Genomic DNA, 16,486 nt, shown 5'->3' with positions numbered 1-16,486 from the left:
CTTACCCGTACTCATGAAACAAATGTTGCTCAAGCTGATTCAGTAAATCGCGATGCACATCCGCCATCGCTTGATTACTATTCACAACACAAATATTCGGCTCATCTCGAGCAATTTGAAGGTATCGTTCGCGCGTGCGCTCGAAGAAGACAAGATCTTCTTGCTCAATGCGATCCAGTTCGCCGCGTTCACGAGCACGCGCAAGCCCCTGCTTCGGATCAACATCCAATAATAACGTCAAATCTGGGACGAATTCCCCTAATACCAATTGGCGAAGCGTAGTGAGTTTCTCGTCACCTAACTGGCGACCGCCACCTTGATAGGCTCGCGACGACAAATCATGACGATCGGCAATAACCCAAACACCCTTTTGCAATGCGGGCTTAATTACGTTTTCAACCAACTGTGCGCGACTTGCGTACATGAGTAATAATTCAGTCTCGGCGGTTAAACGCTCGTCCCAATCCTGCTTCACCAAGCCACGAATGGCCTCTGCCAATGGCGTACCACCCGGTTCTCGAACGGTTTGCGTCGCAATACCTTTGGCGTGTAAATGGGCAACCACACTGGCAATCGCTGAACTTTTACCGGCGCCTTCTAACCCTTCAATGACAATAAATTTGCCCAGTGGCATTAACCTTGATTCCTTTGATAACGATTCACCGCACGATTGTGTTCTACCAGTGTTTTCGAGAAAACGTGGCCACCAGTACCATCGGCGACAAAATAATAGTATTCGGTTTGTTCAGGATGTGCCGCCGCGATTAAACTTTCACGACTTGGCATTGCAATTGGTGTTGGCGGCAGACCATCAATACGATAGGTATTAAATGGCGTGAGTTCGCGTAAATGAGCGCGCGTTAAGTTGCCATTAAAGTTTTCAATACCATATATTGTGGTTGGATCAGACTGCAAACGCATTCCCTTACGCAGCCGATTTACAAACACAGAACTCACCTTCGAACGTTCACCGCCAATACCAGTCTCTTTTTCAATAATAGATGCCATAATAAGCAACTCGTAAGGCTTTTCATAGGGCAAATCATCACTTCGCTGTGCCCAAATTTCTGTCAGCTCCGATTGCATCCGCTCGTACGCTTTTACCAATATTTCAATGGCTTTGGTACCCGCCATATAATGATAGGTATCAGGGAAAAGTAGCCCCTCAAAAGATGCGTGCTGTGTGCCCAAACGCTGGTTCAACACGTCGATTATATTGATTTTTTTGTCATCTACCGCGCTAAGAACCAAGCGCTCTGAACTTGCGATAATCTTTAACCACTCAGCAAAGGTGCGTCCCTCAACCAACGTCACCTGAAATAAATACTGGTCGCCGGTGCGAAGTTTTCGCCAGACCGTGGCAACACTATCAGCCGGGTGAATTTCGTACACACCAGCTTGCAAACGCTGCGGTACATCGAATAAACGGCTTGCTACATAAACAGGAGTAACTTGAATAGTGGCGCCTTGCTTATTGAGTTGTTCTAAAATGGTTCGCGCGTGCATACCGCGCTTCACTTCAAATAAAATGGATTGCTTGAGAGCGAGAGGTTGTTGCAGCTGGTGATAGCTATACCATAAAGCGGCCGCGACTGTGCCGACGGCTATAACACTTAAGCTGACGAAGATTTGGATAAAACGTTTAAATACCACGTGTTCACAACCTCTGGTAATACTTGCTGCGGCAATGGTCTTGCCCCAACTTGACCTATCGGGCGCGGCCCTAAAACAGTATTACACACAAAGGCTTGTTCGGCCGATACTAAATCGTCCCAAACCGCTAACGTGGGTCTTGCTTCAGGCAGCACCGCAGCACAAATTTCTGCTTGCATAATACCGGCAATGCCGGCGTTTTTTAACTGCGGAATCCGCCAGTTATCGCCATCATACCAGAATAAATTGCTACTGATCGCCTCTACAATGTGAAGGTTACTATCGCAGACAATCAAATCATCTACGCACCGTTCAATGCGTTCTTGCGCCACTAACACTTGCTCGAGCCGATTTAACGTTTTTAAACCAGCTAGTCGTGGTTGTATGGCTAATTGGAGTTCAGCCCTTTCAACATGCAAAGCGCGCTGTTGCCATGGTGATAATGGCGCCGTTGTTACATACCAGTTTACTGAAGCTGCGGTCTGCGGTGCATAACCGCGTTCGCTATACCCACGCGTAATAACGATTTTGACCACACAATCCGGTTGTTGTTGTGCGATTGTCGTTAAAAGTTGTTCGATTTCAAAACGCGGTGGTAACGCCATCGCTAAACGTTGACTGGCTTCCGCTAAACGCTGCCAGTGGCGTGGCCAAAATTCAGGTTGACCGTGTCGTATGACGAGTGTAGTGAAGTGCCCGTCGCCAAATTGCAGGCCACGATCGAGGGAAGATTGGGAGATAAACTGGCCGTTATGCCACATACAAAAAAGGCGGAATTCTCATTCCGCCCTTCTCGCTATTTCGGCTTAGTCGTTTGAGTGATTTTTCACATACTCAATCGCAGCTTCAACAGTTCTGATTTTCTCAGCTTCTTCGTCTGGAATTTCAGTTTCAAATTCTTCTTCGAGAGCCATTACTAACTCTACGATATCTAATGAATCTGCACCGAGGTCATTTTCAAAAGAAGCTTCTGGTTTTACTTCTTCTTCTTTAACACCTAGTTGTTCAACGATGATTTTTTTAACGCGTTCTTCGATAGTGCTCATTGTATATATGTCCCTTGATTTTAGGTCATGAGTTCAAAATTGGGCTTAGTGTAGTGAATGCGACGGCAATAATAAAGCAAAAAATGGTCCAACCTTGACAGGTCATACCCCTTGGCTTCTTTGCCGAAGCAAAAAATGCCGTCATATTCACTTATACCATGGCCATTCCGCCATTCACGTGAATGGTTTCACCCGTAATATAAGCCGCGCCTGGCGATGCTAAAAACACCACTGCCGCTGCAATTTCGTCAGGTTGTCCTAAGCGAGCTGCCGGTATATTGGCAAAAATCGCTTGTTTCTGATCCTCTGTCAACGCTTTGGTCATATCGGTATCGATAAAACCTGGCGCAACGCAGTTCACGGTAATACCGCGCGCTGCGATTTCTTTTGCTAATGCTTTGGTAAATCCAGCTAATCCAGCTTTTGCAGCACAATAGTTAGTCTGTCCCGGGTTACCAGTAGTTCCGACCACCGATGAAATATTAATGATACGCCCTTGGCGACGTTTCATCATGCCGCGCATCACGCCTTTACTCAAGCGATAGACTGATTTCAGGTTTGTGTCCATCACACTATCCCATTCATCGTCTTTCATGCGCATCAACAAGTTATCACGGGTAATACCGGCGTTATTAACCAAAATATCAAGTTGACCATAAGTGTCGTCAATATGTTTTAAAACAGCCGTAACACTTGTTTCATCCGTTACATTTAATGCAACGCCTTCCCCATCAGCACCTAAGTACTCGCTAATCGCGCTCGCACCACTTTCGGTAGTAGCCGTACCAACTACCTTTACACCACGGGCAGCAAGTTGCTGTGCAATTGCTTTTCCAATGCCTCGGCTGGCACCTGTAACCAGAGCCACTTGGCCATCAAGATTCATTAAATCAGTCATATTATTTCCTTGCTGCAATCGCGTCGACCGTGTTCACGGCGTCGCCTTGAATCGCTTTATCAATGCGTTTAGTTAAGCCAGTTAAAACTTTACCTGGACCAATTTCGTACATTTCAGTTACCCCTTGTTCAGCGAGGTATTGAACAGTTTCAGTCCAACGTACTGGCGAGTATAGTTGGCGAACTAAGGCATCACGAATTTCATCCGCTTCACGCGGAGCGGCGACGTCAACGTTATTGACGACCGGTACTTGCGGCGTATTCACGGTGAGTTTACCAAGTTCGACAGCAAGTTGCTCTGCGGCTGGCTGCATCAAAGAGCAGTGCGATGGCACACTTACCGGCAACGGCAGAGCACGTTTTGCACCCGCTTTAATACAAGCGTCTCCAGCGCGTTCGACTGCTGCTTTGTGACCAGCAATAACAACCTGACCTGGCGAGTTATAATTGACAGCCGATACAACTTCATCGCCCGCAACTTCCGCACATGCTTGTTCCACTAACTTGTCGTCTAAACCGATAATCGCGGCCATGGCTCCAACGCCAGCAGGTACTGCGCTTTGCATAAATTCACCGCGCTTAGCCACTAGCACAACCGCCTCTTCAAAAGCTAAAGCTCCTGCACAAACCAATGCTGAATATTCGCCTAAACTGTGGCCAGCCATCATTTCAGGAGCTGGAACACCAGCCTGCTCTAATACACGATACAGCGCCACACTCGCGGTTAACAGTGCAGGTTGTGTGCGATGCGTTTCGTTAAGTTGCTCTGCTGGGCCATCTTGCACCAACTTCCACAGGTCGTAACCGAGAACGGCACTAGCTTGTGCAAACGTTTCTTCGACGACAGGATATTCTGCCGCGACATCTGCCAACATACCAACGGCTTGTGAACCTTGCCCTGGAAAAACATAAGCTCGCATGAATGCTTCCTTATTAATAATCAATCAATGCTGAACCCCAGGCGAATCCGCCGCCAAAGGCTTCTAATAATAATTTTTGCCCGCGCTGAATACGACCATCGCGAATCGCAACATCAAGTGCAATCGGCACTGACGCTGCCGACGTGTTGCCGGTGTATTCTAACGTGGTGATCACTTGATCCATCGGCATTTTCAGCTTCTTTGCAGTTGCTTTAATAATGCGCAAATTCGCTTGATGTGGCACTAACCAATCAAGATCTGAAGCCTGCATATTATTGGCGGCTAAGGTATCAACCACCAATTCACTCAGCTTACTGACCGCCACTTTAAATACCTCGTTGCCTTTCATATACATCCAGGCTTCACCGAGTTGCTCAGGTGAGGTACGCGATAAATGATTCACACCTAATAAATCTGCAAATTCGCCGGCACTGTTCAGGTGCGTCGACATAATACCAGCGCGATCACTTGCTTCAAGCACGACAGCACCGGCGCCGTCGCCAAACAATACGAGTGTATTGCGGTCATCCGGATGACACAACCGTGATAAAACATCGGAGCCAATAACCAGTACTTTCCCATACATACCACTCCGAATGTACTGATCCGCCACACTCAAAGCAAAGATAAAACCGGAACAGGCGGCCGCCACGTCAAATGCTGGAATATTATTTTCGGTGAGAGCCGCTTGAATTTCACACGCAACACTCGGAAAAGCACGCTCGCCCGACGTAGTCGCCACAATGATCAAATCAATATCATCGGCGTTAATGTTTGCTGCTTGCAACGCTTGACGTGCCGCGGCAGCGCCCATTGTTACAGCACTCTCTGTAGGCTCGGCAATACGGCGCTCGTGAATTCCCGTGCGTTCAACAATCCAGTCATGGCTTGTATCAACACGTTGCTCTAGCATAGTGTTGGTCAGGCGCTGGGCCGGTAAATAATGGCCAGTTCCTGCAATTACTGATGGCATAATAACGTTTATTCCTGCTCTAACAGAACTTGTTCTACTCGATCACGAATTCGTGTTGGTAGATCGCGTTGAGTTTCTTCCACGGCTTGTTCAATGGCACTATAAAACGCGCGCGCATTGGCATCACCATGGCTTTTTATAACCACTCCACGCAATCCTATCAAACTCGCGCCATTGTAGTGGTCGGGCTTCAACCAATCCCATGAGCGTTGTAAACGTTGATAGAAGAGTTTCACAAACCATCGGGTTAACCAATGGGCATGAATATTTGCTTTAATATTATTCAATAAAAGGTCAGCTAAACCTTCACAGCTTTTTAGCGCGATATTGCCGACAAAACCATCACACACAATCACATCAGCTTTTCCAGCGAATAGGTCATCACCTTCAATAAAGCCAATATAATTAATCTGTTGTGACTGTTGTAGTAAGGCTGCAGTGGCTTTCACCACATCATTTCCTTTGATTTCTTCCTCCCCCATATTCAGCAAAGCAACGCGCGGTTTGGTAATACCGAGCACTTCTTGTGCGGCTACCGAGCCCATCACACCGAATTGGAATAGCGTATCGGAATCACAAACTGGGTTCGCACCTAAATCAAGTACAAACGCCGAACCGCCCTGCTGTTGCGGTATCGCAGACATTAGTGCCGGTCGCAATACACCTGGTAAGGTTTTTAAGGTGAAATAAGCTTTGGTCATCAAAGCGCCGGTATTACCTGCGCTAACACAAGCTGCAGCTTCTTCAGCAGCAACAAGTTCTAAGGCAACACGCATCGATGAATCAGGTTTTGCACGAAGTGAATAACCGGGTTTATCGGTCATGGTCACAGTTTGGCTCGCATGCTTTAAGGTAACGCGTGCGTGATTTGCAAGCTTAGCTTGAGTAAGTAATGGAAGGAGTTCTTCTTCGTCGCCGACGACCATGAAATGAACGTCAGGAAATGCATCTAACGCCCTTTGCAGGGCGTCTATAACAATTGAGGGGCCATGATCGCCCCCCATTGCATCAAGCGCCAGTGTTGTCAGTGTGGCCATTGCCTCACTTTCCAATGCTGGTTACTTGTTAACTACTTTACGGCCTTTATAAAAACCATCAGCTGTTACATGGTGACGACGATGCGTTTCACCAGAGGTAGAATCAACCGACAGTGTAGGGCCGCTCAGTGCATCGTGAGAACGACGCATGTCGCGCTTCGAACGACTTTTCCGATTCTGTTGTACAGCCATTTTACGCTATCTCCTAAGTTTATTTACGCTTTAATTCTTGCAATACCGCAAAAGGATTATCCTTTGCTTCCGGTGAGTCATCAATGACTCCCCATTTCATTGCATTACTATCTACCCGACATTCGCGCTCGTCGTGTTTAACCACCACAGGCATTGCCAATATCAGCTCATCTTCAACTAGTTCATGCAGATTAACTTCACCGAGTTCATCCAGCTCAATCGGTTCGTATTCCTCTGGCATATCGGTGGCCGTTTGTCGCCGTGTGAGCGGAGCATATATAAATGTGCTCTGCAACGGCACCGTCATTGGGTCACCACAGCGTTCGCAACTTGCTTGCACCGTAACCTGTGCTTCACCGCGAATGCGTTTAATGCCCTGCTCGTCTATATCAAAATTAAGTGATACATCAATATCAGGACAGGCTTCCAACAACAACTCTTGTAAACGAACAAGCGACTTCCCCGGAACGATTCCGATATAAGTCAATTGTTTGCCGGCACTTTTAACCGGATCTACCGTAATCGGTACTCGAACCTTCTGCATAGGGCGCGAATGTTAAAGGATTAAACGGCTGAACACAAGTGGTTTTATTGGCTTTGCTCGCTGTTTTCGTCAACGAGCGGGTTAATTCCCCACTCGCGCAACATTGCGAGCAAGCGAATGAGCGGTAAGCCGACTAATGTGTTCGGATCATCACCATGCAAACGCGAAAATAAGCTAATACCGAGCGCCTCACTTTTAAAGCTACCCGCACAGTTCAGAGGCTGTTCACGTTGCACATAAGCGGCAATTTCAGCATCGGTAATTTCACGAAACGTCACATGAAACGGCTCAACCGATGATTGCAGGCGCTGTTGAGCGCTATCATAAACCGCCAATCCAGTTAAAAACGTCACGGTTTTGCCGCGCATCATTTGTAATTGTTTTACCGCATTTTCGAACGTGCCCGGCTTACCCAATATCTCGCCATCAACAACTGCGACCTGATCAGAGCCAATTAACACATGCGCAGGGTAATTTGCAGCAAGCGCTTTCGCTTTCGCAATTGCCAAACGCTCAACGAGAGCTTCCGGCGCTTCTTGTGGTTGCGGTGTTTCATCAACAAGCGGTGCTGCTACAGCGAAGTTTTGCACTACTTTTTTTAGTAGCTCGCGACGAAACGGAGATGTCGATGCTAAGACTATCGATGCGGTCATGACGTTACTCTTTAAAATTTTTGTTCGTTATTGCAGCGTGTAAATTTGAACATTCAAACGTAGTCGTTCAGTTCGCTCAATTGATCAATAATAGCTATTGGTTGATGATTTTGCAGACGCTTTGCATCGTGGGCGCCAAAGCTCACACCAATACGCGCCATCTGGGCATTTTCTGCCATACGCATATCATGAACTGAATCGCCTATCATAACCGCTTGTTCGGCCTGGAAGCCTGTTTCGGCGAGAATATCCAAGAGCATTTTCGGGTTCGGTTTTGATGCGGTTTCGTCGGCGCAACGCGACGTATGAAAGAGATGCCGAATATCAGCCTCTTCCCATACCCGTTCCAATCCATGCCGCGCTTTACCGGTTGCTACCGCCAACGTGTAGCCACGCTCACGCAATATCTCTAACGTGTCGCGAGCACCAGAGAACAATGGCGATGGTGTGATATCTTCGTGCACGTATTGCTGACGATATACCGTCATAAACTGCTCGAATTGCGTCGCTGATAAACGCCCGAATAAGGTCTCTATTGCCGGCTCTAGACTAATTCCAATAATTTCACGAACCGCGGCAACCGTCGGCTCGGGCAGTTTTAAGATAGCGGCCGTGCGTTGCATCGACGAGACGATACGCCCGACCGAGTCCATTAAGGTGCCATCCCAATCAAAAATCACCAGTGGATACTTCATATAAATTTATGGCCACCTAATTGCTTTAGTGTGCGTCGAAGCGTCTCATCTAGCGGCGCATCAACCGTAATATCTTTGCCCGTTTGTGGATGCTTAAACGTAAGTTTGTGGGCGTGCAAAAACAAACGGTTCAGCCCCACTTGCTGCATTGCTTGATCAAACTCGTTATCACCATATTTCGGATCACAGGCAATGGGGTGACCTGCATGTAAGGCATGAACACGTATCTGATGCGTTCGTCCAGTAATCGGCGAAGCCTCTACTAAGGTGCACTGTGTAAATTGCTCAACAATACGAAAGCGTGTTTCTGAAGGCTTACCTTCGGCATCAACACGAACGACCCGCTCACCCGACTTCAAAGTGTTCTTCAATAACGGTGCGGCAATAAATTTCACATGCTTTTGCCAATGCCCACGCACTAAAGCAAGATATTGCTTATCCATGGTTTTGTTACGTAACTGCTCATGCAGGCTACGTAGCGCAGAGCGACGTTTCGCAATCAAAATACAACCGCTTGTCTCGCGGTCAAGTCGATGCACAAGCTCTATTTGTTTCGCATCGGGTCGTAACGCGCGCAAACTTTCAATTAATCCAAATTGCAACCCTGAACCGCCATGTACCGCTAAACCTGCCGGTTTGTTCAGTACCATCAGTACATCATCTTCGTACAGAATTTGATGTTGTAAGGCTTGTACCTGATCAAGATTCGCTGATGGTAACGGGTTCGACTCAGCCACACGTACCGGCGGAATCCGAATTACATCACCCACTTGAAGCTTATACTCTGGTTTGACGCGTTTTTTATTTACCCGCACTTCACCTTTACGCAGTATACGGTACACCAATGACTTGGGTACGCCTTTTAACTGCGCAAGTAAATAGTTGTCGATGCGTTGGTCTTGATAGCCCGATTCAACGGTCTGAAAACGCACACCTTGTGAAATTGTTGTTTGTTCGCTCATAGGGCGCGGATTTTAGCATGAGCTCTTGACAATGTTCATCTTGTATTTACAACGAATTTCGTGGGATAATCAAGAACCGGAAAAATCCGCACCGGTTAAACTGAGAGCGGTACATCATGCGTAGCAGGTAAATGCCCGCATTGATGCGAGAAAAGAAAAAATTTAACGCGTGGTTTGAGCGGAAAGCATCACTGCCAATTCATCCACCTCAGCTTACGAAAGCTCGTTTATATACAACGGCATCGAGAAGTTGATGGCACGGAATATCATTGGCTCATCTTCACCGAATTGTGTTTTGAAGATTGATTGAGTGCACCGCCTTTTAATAAATCAAACCAAATTGAAGAACCAATGCTGCAACGCAGTATGGCCTTTACAAGCGCATTTCGGCTTGGTAACAAATTGCAAGTCTCACGTTTATACCAAGTAGTAAAACGGGGGATGTTAGGTGTTAGTTAGTAACCCTAATAGAAAACAATTCAATCTCGAAATAGCGATGGCGAACGCCTGTCGTACTGTGTTGTAGCCCGACATAACGAGCTACAAACAATGAAAAGAATGTTAATTAATGCAACGCAGCAAGAGGAATTGCGCGTTGCGCTGGTCGATGGCCAGCGTCTTTATGATTTGGATATTGAAAGTCCTGGTCATGAACAAAAGAAAGCCAACATCTACAAGGGTAAAATTACCCGCATCGAACCGAGCTTAGAAGCTGCGTTTGTTGATTATGGCGCTGAACGCCATGGTTTCCTACCTCTCAAAGAAATTGCTAAAACCTACTTCCCTGACGGTTACTCGTTTTCAGGTCGTCCGAATATTAAAGACGTTATTTCTGAAGGCCAAGAAGTTATCGTTCAAATAGATAAAGAAGAACGTGGCCAAAAAGGCGCCGCATTAACAACCTTTATCTCATTGGCTGGTAGCTATTTAGTGTTAATGCCAAACAACCCTCGTGCCGGTGGTATTTCACGCCGCATTGAAGGTGATGAGCGCAGTGAATTAAAAGCAACCCTCGATGCATTAAACTTACCAAGCAGCATGGGCTTAATTGTTCGTACCGCTGGTGTTGGTAAATCACAAGAAGAACTTGAGTGGGATTTAAACGTTCTTTTGCATCACTGGGATGCCATTGAAAAAGCCGCCGGCTCGCGCCCTGCTCCGTTTTTAATTCACCAAGAAAGTAATGTGGTATTTCGCGCCATTCGCGATTATCTGCGTCGTGATATTGGTGAAGTGCTTATCGATAACCAAAAAGTATTCGAGCAAGTACGTGATCACGTCACCTTAATTCGCCCTGATTTCGTCAATCGGGTGAAGATTTATCAAGGTGATGTACCACTATTTAATCACTACCAAATTGAAAGCCAAATTGAATCTGCGTTTCAGCGCGAGGTTCGTTTGCCATCAGGTGGTTCAATTGTAATTGATCCAACCGAAGCACTAACTTCAATCGATATTAACTCGGCTCGCGCTACCAAGGGCGGCGATATCGAAGAAACGGCGTTTCAAACCAACTTAGAAGCTGCCGAAGAAATTGCACGTCAGTTGCGCCTGCGTGACGTTGGCGGCTTGGTTGTTATCGACTTTATCGATATGACCCCTACCCGTCATCAGCGCGAAGTTGAGAATCGCTTACGTGATAGCCTGAAGCAAGACCGTGCGCGTATTCAAGTCGCACGCATTTCACGTTTTGGCTTGTTAGAAATGTCACGTCAGCGTTTACGTCCATCGCTTGGCGAAGCATCGAATCATGTCTGCCCGCGTTGCAGCGGTCACGGCACCATTCGTTCAGCTGAATCATTGGCCCTGTCTATTTTGCGTCTGATTGAAGAAGAAGCACTGAAAGACAATACCATTCAAGTTCAAGCGCAAGTACCGGTAACGGTTGCGACTTATTTGTTAAATGAGAAGCGCCAGTCAATCTTCGACATTGAAAAACGTCATAATGTGTCGGTTCTCGTCATTCCGAATCCACACCTTGAAACGCCGCATTTCGATGTGAAGCGTTTACGTAATGATGAGTTAGAGGAAGCTAACAGCTTCACGTTGATCGAAAAACCTGAAGATACCAGCACTGAAATTGTACTAAACAAAGACAAGCCAAGCTTTGAAGAGCCGGCTTTAAAAGGTTTACAAGCACCGGCCGCACCAGCACCCACGCCAACTGCAGCAGCAGCGAAGCCCGCCACGAAAGCTGATACCGGCCCTGGTTTATTCGCCCGATTAGGTAAATGGTTAGCTGGCTTATTCAGCAGTGACGACGACAGTAAGGAATCTGATAAGAACAAAAAATCGAATCAGCAACGTCGTAACAATAATAACCAACGCCGTAATAATCGTGGCAACAATCGTCGTCGTGGTAATAACCGTGGTCGTGGTCGCGATCAAGACAAAGAAGCGAATGCACCTGAAGCAGCTAAGGCAAGCGATACCAAGGCACCGAAGGACGATCAGAAAGAGCAACGTAATGAGCGTGGCGGACGTCGTCGCGGTGGTCGTAATCGCAATAAGCAAAACGTTGAACAAGATACCAACGTTGCAGCGAAGACAACTGAAGCAAAAGGTTCTGAGTCAGCAGCTACTGCCGAAGAGCGTAAGACAGCACCAAAGCAGCGCCGTCAACGTCGCAAATTGGATCAATCAGTGCGCGTAACCGGTGAGAAGGCTGCAGAGCAAGCTCAAGCTACATCACCAGAATCGGCACAAGAACCAACTGCAAAGCAACCCGTGCCAGAAACTGCAGAAGCGGATGTGACGTCTGACGCAACCGCTACCAAGCAAGTTGAAGCGGCTGCAAATGAAGTTCAGGCCGATCAAGCAACAACTGAGGCGACAACTGAAACATCTGCAAACGCTACTGCAGATGCAACCAACGACAACGCTGACGATAACGATACAGCAACACCTCGTGGTCGCAATCGTAGCCGTCGTTCACCGCGTCATCAACGTGCTGCTGGTCAACGTCGTAAAGCAGAACAAGACAGTGCCGCACAAGAAGATGCTACGAGTGATTCTGCAGAGTCAGAAGTTGCAGAAACACCAGTCGTTGAAACGCAATCGTCAGAAGCTACCGCAGAAACTGCAGAAGCAAAACCGGTCGAGCAACCGGAAACACCTGAAGTTTCAGCCGAGCCAGAGGTTTCTGCGCCAGTCACTTCAGCTGAGGTAGAAGATGCTCCGGTTGAGACGAAGGCAAACAACGAAACTGTCGAACCACAAGTTGACACGAAAGTTGAAGCGAAAGTTGAAACAACAGCCAAAGACTCAACTGAAACTAACGCGCCAGTAGTTGAAGAAAGCAAAACCGAACAATCGGTTGAGCAAGTTGAAATAGTAGCAGAGCAAGCGGAAACAAAACCTGTTGCTGCAACGAAGAAGCCACATGTGCGTGGACGCGTTACAACTGCACCAATGGCGAAAGCCAGTGCCGTTGAACGCACCGATAGCTTCACACCGCTAGCGGTTGCATCTGGCGACGTACGTTTGCCATTTAATAAAGATGCACGCGCGGCGAGTTTCAGCGAAGCTCGTTCAGTAACATACGCGGAAATGACCAAAACCCAATAAGTGTCGGTCATCTTCTGCGTAATCGATGCGCAAATAAAAATCCCAGCTTAGTGCTGGGATTTTTTATGGGCGTTCACTTGTGGTTCGAACGAACCTGAATTTACTTCAGGTTCTCCTCAAACAGTTTGAAGATACGACGGTATTCATCCAACCAGCTTGATGGCTGACGGAAACCATGCGGCTCTACTGGGAAAATAGCCGTCTCAAAATCTTCTTTCTCATGCTCAATTAAGCGCTGAACCAAACGAACACTATCTTGAAAGAATACGTTGTCATCAACCATCGGCGAGTTGATTAATAAGGCATCTTCGAGACCTTCAGTGAAGTAAATTGGTGAACTGCGACGATATGCAATCGGATCATCATCTGGCAGGTTCAGAATATTTGACGTATAGCCGGTATTATAATGCGCCCAATCACTTACTGGGCGTAATGCCGAACCCGCTTTGAACAAACCAGGCTCTTTAAATAGCGCCATAAACGTCAAGAAACCACCATAAGAGCCACCGTAAGTACCCATGCGGTTTGTATCTACATTGGTATTCTCACCTGCCCATTTCACCACATCAACTAAATCTTCAACTTCTGGCGTGCCCATTTGACGATAAATTGCCGTACGCCAATCACGACCATAGCCTTTTGAGCCACGGTAATCCAAATCCAATACCACATAACCTTGCTGGGTTAAGAATGTATGGAACATGAACTCACGCTGATACCCAGACCAGCCTGCATGCGCGTTTTGTAAATATCCGGCGCCATGAATAAACACAACGGCAGGATATTTCTCAGCACGGTTCGGATCATAGTCTTTTGGGTAATAAACACGGGTATAAATAGGATCAGCAACGTGGCTTGACGGTACTGGCACAATTTCAGGCGCAACCCAATCAAAGCTCATGAATTGTTCAGTTGCCGTATTAGTCAAACGCTGTGCTGTATCTGAACCTATCTTTTGTACGTACAGTTCTTCAGGTTGCAACGCCGTTGAATGCTTGACCAATAAACTATCTTCTTGTGGACTCAACTCATAGTTATTGATACCACCCAGCGCCGTCAACTGTTCAAGTTCAGCGTTATCCGTACGCACACGGTAAATTTCATAATTACCTGGATGTGGTTTATTGGCGCTGAAGTATATGAATTCGCCATTGCTGCTAACGGTTGGATCTTCAACAACGTATTTACCGCGCGTTAGCTGTTTGGTTGTGCCGTTTAATGGCTTCACATATAAATGCGAGTAGCCGTCGGCTTCTGATTGGAACCACAAGGTATCTGAGTCTGGCAAGAAACCAAATTCATTATGGGTGTAGTTAATCCATGCGTCGTCATGCAAACGGTCTTGGCTTACAAAACGCTTACCGGCGAAATCCACTGAGGCGATCCAACGATCTTTATTATCCCACGCCTCTAACATCAGTGCCGCATGCTCACCGTCGTCAGTCCAACGAATCGCACCCGCTTGCCAGCCCCAATCTTGCATCAATGTAATTGGGCGTGGCTTTTTCTCTGATTTATAGGTTTTACCTTCAGCTGCATAGTTCTCACGGCGTACTTCAGCCAACACATCTTCGTTCCAGCCTGGCAACGTATTATATGTCAACGTTGTTTGCTCACCTGATGCCAAATCAAGCACTAAAATTTCATGCTCAACTGGCTTCGCATCAGCCACGCGTGAACGCACTGGTTCAGCTGCAACACGACCATCTTCAGTGACGTAGTTCGGCATAATATCGCCGTCTTCACGCCACTTCTGCGGCGCACTAATCGCGACAATCAATTTATCGCCTGCTGGCGACAAACTGGTTGCAACAATTTGTTTTCCTTCACCCAAGAAAAATGGTTCAGGCGCCAGTGAAGCATTACCTGCATACAACGCTTCATGTTGCGCAAAACGGTCGGCTTTGTTCTTGCGCTCAACTTGAACAAACTCAATCAGATCTTGCTGTTCGCGCGCAATAAAATCTTTCGGTTCGCTATTTGCCTTTGGTTTATCACGCAACGCTAAAGCCGCAATTTGTTCCGTAAGACCAGAGCGTGGGTCAACACTGAAAAAGTCATTTTCTTGACGGTACGCCAAGTGACCGTTGGTTAAAAATACCAATTGCGATTGCCGTTCTTCATCACGAGTCAGTTGGCGGGTTTCATTCTTAACTAAATCACGAACGAAAACATTACCTTCAAAAGTGTATGCGAGTAGCGATTTATCCGAATTGTAAATACCATCGTTATACGCATAATTATGTAGCTTATCTAACGGCACTTGATGTGCTTCTTTATCGAGCGGCTGATGGTACCAATCGCTAAGTACAGAGCCTTCGCGTTTTTGCTGGTACAACACGCCACTACCATCAAGCATCCAATAGGCATTGGTTGGTGAACGCGCCACCCAATCTTGATCCGACATAATTTGCTTTAACGTCAACACTTGACCAGCAATGGCCTGATTATTCTCGGCGGTCGCTAATACTGTTGGCGGGGTTATTTGTTGCGGTGCTGCAGGTGCCTCGGTCATTGCACACGAAGCACTCATCAAAGCCGCGGCAATCGCTATTGCAACTTTTGTTTTCATTGTTATGGTCCTTGTTAATCAAGCCTTAGTAAACAACTATATATTTTTAAAATCGTTTCATTAAAACAAAATGCCCAGCAACTTACGAGCTGGGCATTCACTTTGTGCGATGAAGTTCAAGGTAATTGCGGTTAGTTTTCCGCATCTGGTTGCTGACTCGGATGAGCCTTGGCAACCCACGGTAACTCAACCAATCGCGCATAGACTTCGCGCAGCAGCGGATACTCATCGAGAGAAATACCGAACCGCTCAGCGCTATACACTTGCGGCACTAAGCAGATATCAGCCATCGAAAATTCATCACCGACACAATACTTGCCAGCGACTTCTTCGAGATTACGTTCAAAAGCAGTGAAGCTTTGCCGGAACCAGTGCTGTAACCAGGCTTGCTTCGCGTTGTCATCAGCACCTAATTCACGCACCAAATATTGCTGCACACGCAAATTAATTAACGGTTGTAATTCACTGGCGATATCTAACGAAAGCGCCCGAATTGCACCGCGCTTTTGTGCATTTCCCGGCAACAATGATGGCTCTGGATACTTCTCATCCAAATATTCCATAATTGCCAGCGATTGATGCAAAATAACGCTGCCATCAACTAACGTCGGTACTAACCCATTAGGGTTAAGCTGACGATACGATTGCTTATGTTGCTCGCCACCTTCTTTAATGAGGTGAACCGGAATGTAGTTGTAGTCTAACTGCTTATAGTTGAGCGCAATTCGCGCCCGGTAACTGGCGCTTGAACGCCAGTAGCCGTAGAGCTCCATAA

General features: G+C 46.9%; 16 protein-coding genes. 1 reads left to right on the top strand and 15 read right to left on the bottom strand.

Annotated features, from left to right (window positions below; genetic code table 11):
- Nucleotide 1: 1 nt before the first annotated feature.
- From tmk to rluC, 13 genes are all read right to left on the bottom strand, one after another.
- A complete protein-coding gene (tmk, locus tag D3795_RS02705) occupies nucleotides 2-634 on the bottom strand; it encodes a dTMP kinase (RefSeq protein WP_156266053.1) in 633 nt (210 codons plus the stop codon).
- Nucleotides 634-1,653 (bottom strand): endolytic transglycosylase MltG, encoded by a 1,020-nt coding sequence (gene mltG, locus D3795_RS02700; RefSeq protein ID WP_216648964.1) that lies wholly within the window; start codon nucleotides 1,651-1,653, stop codon nucleotides 634-636. Before mltG ends, tmk begins: the two co-directional genes overlap by 1 nt.
- Nucleotides 1,614-2,414 carry an aminodeoxychorismate lyase gene (gene pabC, locus D3795_RS02695; RefSeq protein WP_156266051.1) on the bottom strand — a complete coding sequence of 267 codons (801 nt, stop codon included), beginning with the start codon at nucleotides 2,412-2,414 and terminating at the stop codon, nucleotides 1,614-1,616. Before pabC ends, mltG begins: the two co-directional genes overlap by 40 nt.
- 45 nt (nucleotides 2,415-2,459) lie before the next feature.
- Nucleotides 2,460-2,699, bottom strand: coding sequence for an acyl carrier protein (gene acpP / locus D3795_RS02690; protein WP_092855100.1), 240 nt, complete (start codon nucleotides 2,697-2,699; stop codon nucleotides 2,460-2,462).
- Between the two features lie 151 nt (nucleotides 2,700-2,850).
- Nucleotides 2,851-3,597: a 3-oxoacyl-ACP reductase FabG gene (fabG, locus tag D3795_RS02685; RefSeq protein ID WP_156266050.1), complete on the bottom strand. Its 747-nt coding sequence runs from the start codon at nucleotides 3,595-3,597 to the stop codon at nucleotides 2,851-2,853.
- A 1-nt stretch (nucleotide 3,598) separates the two neighbouring features.
- The gene (fabD, locus tag D3795_RS02680; RefSeq protein ID WP_156266049.1) at nucleotides 3,599-4,516 is read right to left on the bottom strand and encodes an ACP S-malonyltransferase; all 918 of its coding nucleotides are present in this window, start codon (nucleotides 4,514-4,516) and stop codon (nucleotides 3,599-3,601) included.
- A gap of 13 nt (nucleotides 4,517-4,529) precedes the next feature.
- Nucleotides 4,530-5,489: a beta-ketoacyl-ACP synthase III gene (locus D3795_RS02675; protein ID WP_156266048.1), complete on the bottom strand. Its 960-nt coding sequence runs from the start codon at nucleotides 5,487-5,489 to the stop codon at nucleotides 4,530-4,532.
- A gap of 8 nt (nucleotides 5,490-5,497) precedes the next feature.
- Nucleotides 5,498-6,526, bottom strand: coding sequence for a phosphate acyltransferase PlsX (gene plsX, locus D3795_RS02670; RefSeq protein ID WP_156266047.1), 1,029 nt, complete (start codon nucleotides 6,524-6,526; stop codon nucleotides 5,498-5,500).
- A gap of 21 nt (nucleotides 6,527-6,547) precedes the next feature.
- The gene (gene rpmF, locus D3795_RS02665; RefSeq protein WP_034729259.1) at nucleotides 6,548-6,718 is read right to left on the bottom strand and encodes a 50S ribosomal protein L32; all 171 of its coding nucleotides are present in this window, start codon (nucleotides 6,716-6,718) and stop codon (nucleotides 6,548-6,550) included.
- Nucleotides 6,719-6,737: 19 nt separating this feature from the next.
- Nucleotides 6,738-7,262 carry a 23S rRNA accumulation protein YceD gene (yceD, locus tag D3795_RS02660; RefSeq protein WP_156266046.1) on the bottom strand — a complete coding sequence of 175 codons (525 nt, stop codon included), beginning with the start codon at nucleotides 7,260-7,262 and terminating at the stop codon, nucleotides 6,738-6,740.
- Nucleotides 7,263-7,306: 44 nt separating this feature from the next.
- Nucleotides 7,307-7,915 carry a Maf family protein gene (locus D3795_RS02655; RefSeq protein WP_156266045.1) on the bottom strand — a complete coding sequence of 203 codons (609 nt, stop codon included), beginning with the start codon at nucleotides 7,913-7,915 and terminating at the stop codon, nucleotides 7,307-7,309.
- 53 nt (nucleotides 7,916-7,968) lie between these two features.
- Nucleotides 7,969-8,610: an HAD family hydrolase gene (locus tag D3795_RS02650; protein WP_156266044.1), complete on the bottom strand. Its 642-nt coding sequence runs from the start codon at nucleotides 8,608-8,610 to the stop codon at nucleotides 7,969-7,971.
- Nucleotides 8,607-9,572 carry a 23S rRNA pseudouridine(955/2504/2580) synthase RluC gene (gene rluC, locus D3795_RS02645; protein WP_156266043.1) on the bottom strand — a complete coding sequence of 322 codons (966 nt, stop codon included), beginning with the start codon at nucleotides 9,570-9,572 and terminating at the stop codon, nucleotides 8,607-8,609. Before rluC ends, D3795_RS02650 begins: the two co-directional genes overlap by 4 nt.
- Before the next feature lie 549 nt (nucleotides 9,573-10,121).
- Between rluC and rne the strand changes: the two genes are divergently transcribed.
- Nucleotides 10,122-13,139 (top strand): ribonuclease E, encoded by a 3,018-nt coding sequence (rne, locus tag D3795_RS02640; RefSeq protein WP_156266042.1) that lies wholly within the window; start codon nucleotides 10,122-10,124, stop codon nucleotides 13,137-13,139.
- A gap of 100 nt (nucleotides 13,140-13,239) precedes the next feature.
- Here rne and D3795_RS02635 read toward each other — a convergent pair whose 3' ends face one another.
- Nucleotides 13,240-15,711: a S9 family peptidase gene (locus D3795_RS02635; protein WP_156266041.1), complete on the bottom strand. Its 2,472-nt coding sequence runs from the start codon at nucleotides 15,709-15,711 to the stop codon at nucleotides 13,240-13,242.
- Nucleotides 15,712-15,842: 131 nt separating this feature from the next.
- Nucleotides 15,843-16,484 (bottom strand): maleylacetoacetate isomerase, encoded by a 642-nt coding sequence (maiA, locus tag D3795_RS02630; RefSeq protein ID WP_156266040.1) that lies wholly within the window; start codon nucleotides 16,482-16,484, stop codon nucleotides 15,843-15,845.
- Nucleotides 16,485-16,486: the final 2 nt, after the last annotated feature.

Source organism: Pseudidiomarina andamanensis, from assembly GCF_009734345.1.
In the GTDB taxonomy this organism is placed as follows: domain Bacteria; phylum Pseudomonadota; class Gammaproteobacteria; order Enterobacterales; family Alteromonadaceae; genus Pseudidiomarina; species Pseudidiomarina andamanensis.
The sequence above is the reverse complement of the archived record's forward strand: the minus strand, read 5'-3'. Positions and strand labels throughout refer to the sequence as shown.

Coding starts and splice junctions, on each gene's coding strand:
- maiA (WP_156266040.1), bottom strand. CDS start 16,484: ATGGAGCTCTACGGCTACTGGCGTTCAAGCGCCAGTTACCGGGCGCGA.
- pabC (WP_156266051.1), bottom strand. CDS start 2,414: ATGTGGCATAACGGCCAGTTTATCTCCCAATCTTCCCTCGATCGTGGC.
- rpmF (WP_034729259.1), bottom strand. CDS start 6,718: ATGGCTGTACAACAGAATCGGAAAAGTCGTTCGAAGCGCGACATGCGT.
- yceD (WP_156266046.1), bottom strand. CDS start 7,262: ATGCAGAAGGTTCGAGTACCGATTACGGTAGATCCGGTTAAAAGTGCC.
- D3795_RS02675 (WP_156266048.1), bottom strand. CDS start 5,489: ATGCCATCAGTAATTGCAGGAACTGGCCATTATTTACCGGCCCAGCGC.
- fabD (WP_156266049.1), bottom strand. CDS start 4,516: ATGCGAGCTTATGTTTTTCCAGGGCAAGGTTCACAAGCCGTTGGTATG.
- D3795_RS02635 (WP_156266041.1), bottom strand. CDS start 15,711: ATGAAAACAAAAGTTGCAATAGCGATTGCCGCGGCTTTGATGAGTGCT.
- plsX (WP_156266047.1), bottom strand. CDS start 6,526: ATGGCCACACTGACAACACTGGCGCTTGATGCAATGGGGGGCGATCAT.
- D3795_RS02655 (WP_156266045.1), bottom strand. CDS start 7,915: ATGACCGCATCGATAGTCTTAGCATCGACATCTCCGTTTCGTCGCGAG.
- acpP (WP_092855100.1), bottom strand. CDS start 2,699: ATGAGCACTATCGAAGAACGCGTTAAAAAAATCATCGTTGAACAACTA.
- tmk (WP_156266053.1), bottom strand. CDS start 634: ATGCCACTGGGCAAATTTATTGTCATTGAAGGGTTAGAAGGCGCCGGT.
- rluC (WP_156266043.1), bottom strand. CDS start 9,572: ATGAGCGAACAAACAACAATTTCACAAGGTGTGCGTTTTCAGACCGTT.
- fabG (WP_156266050.1), bottom strand. CDS start 3,597: ATGACTGATTTAATGAATCTTGATGGCCAAGTGGCTCTGGTTACAGGT.
- D3795_RS02650 (WP_156266044.1), bottom strand. CDS start 8,610: ATGAAGTATCCACTGGTGATTTTTGATTGGGATGGCACCTTAATGGAC.
- rne (WP_156266042.1), top strand. CDS start 10,122: ATGAAAAGAATGTTAATTAATGCAACGCAGCAAGAGGAATTGCGCGTT.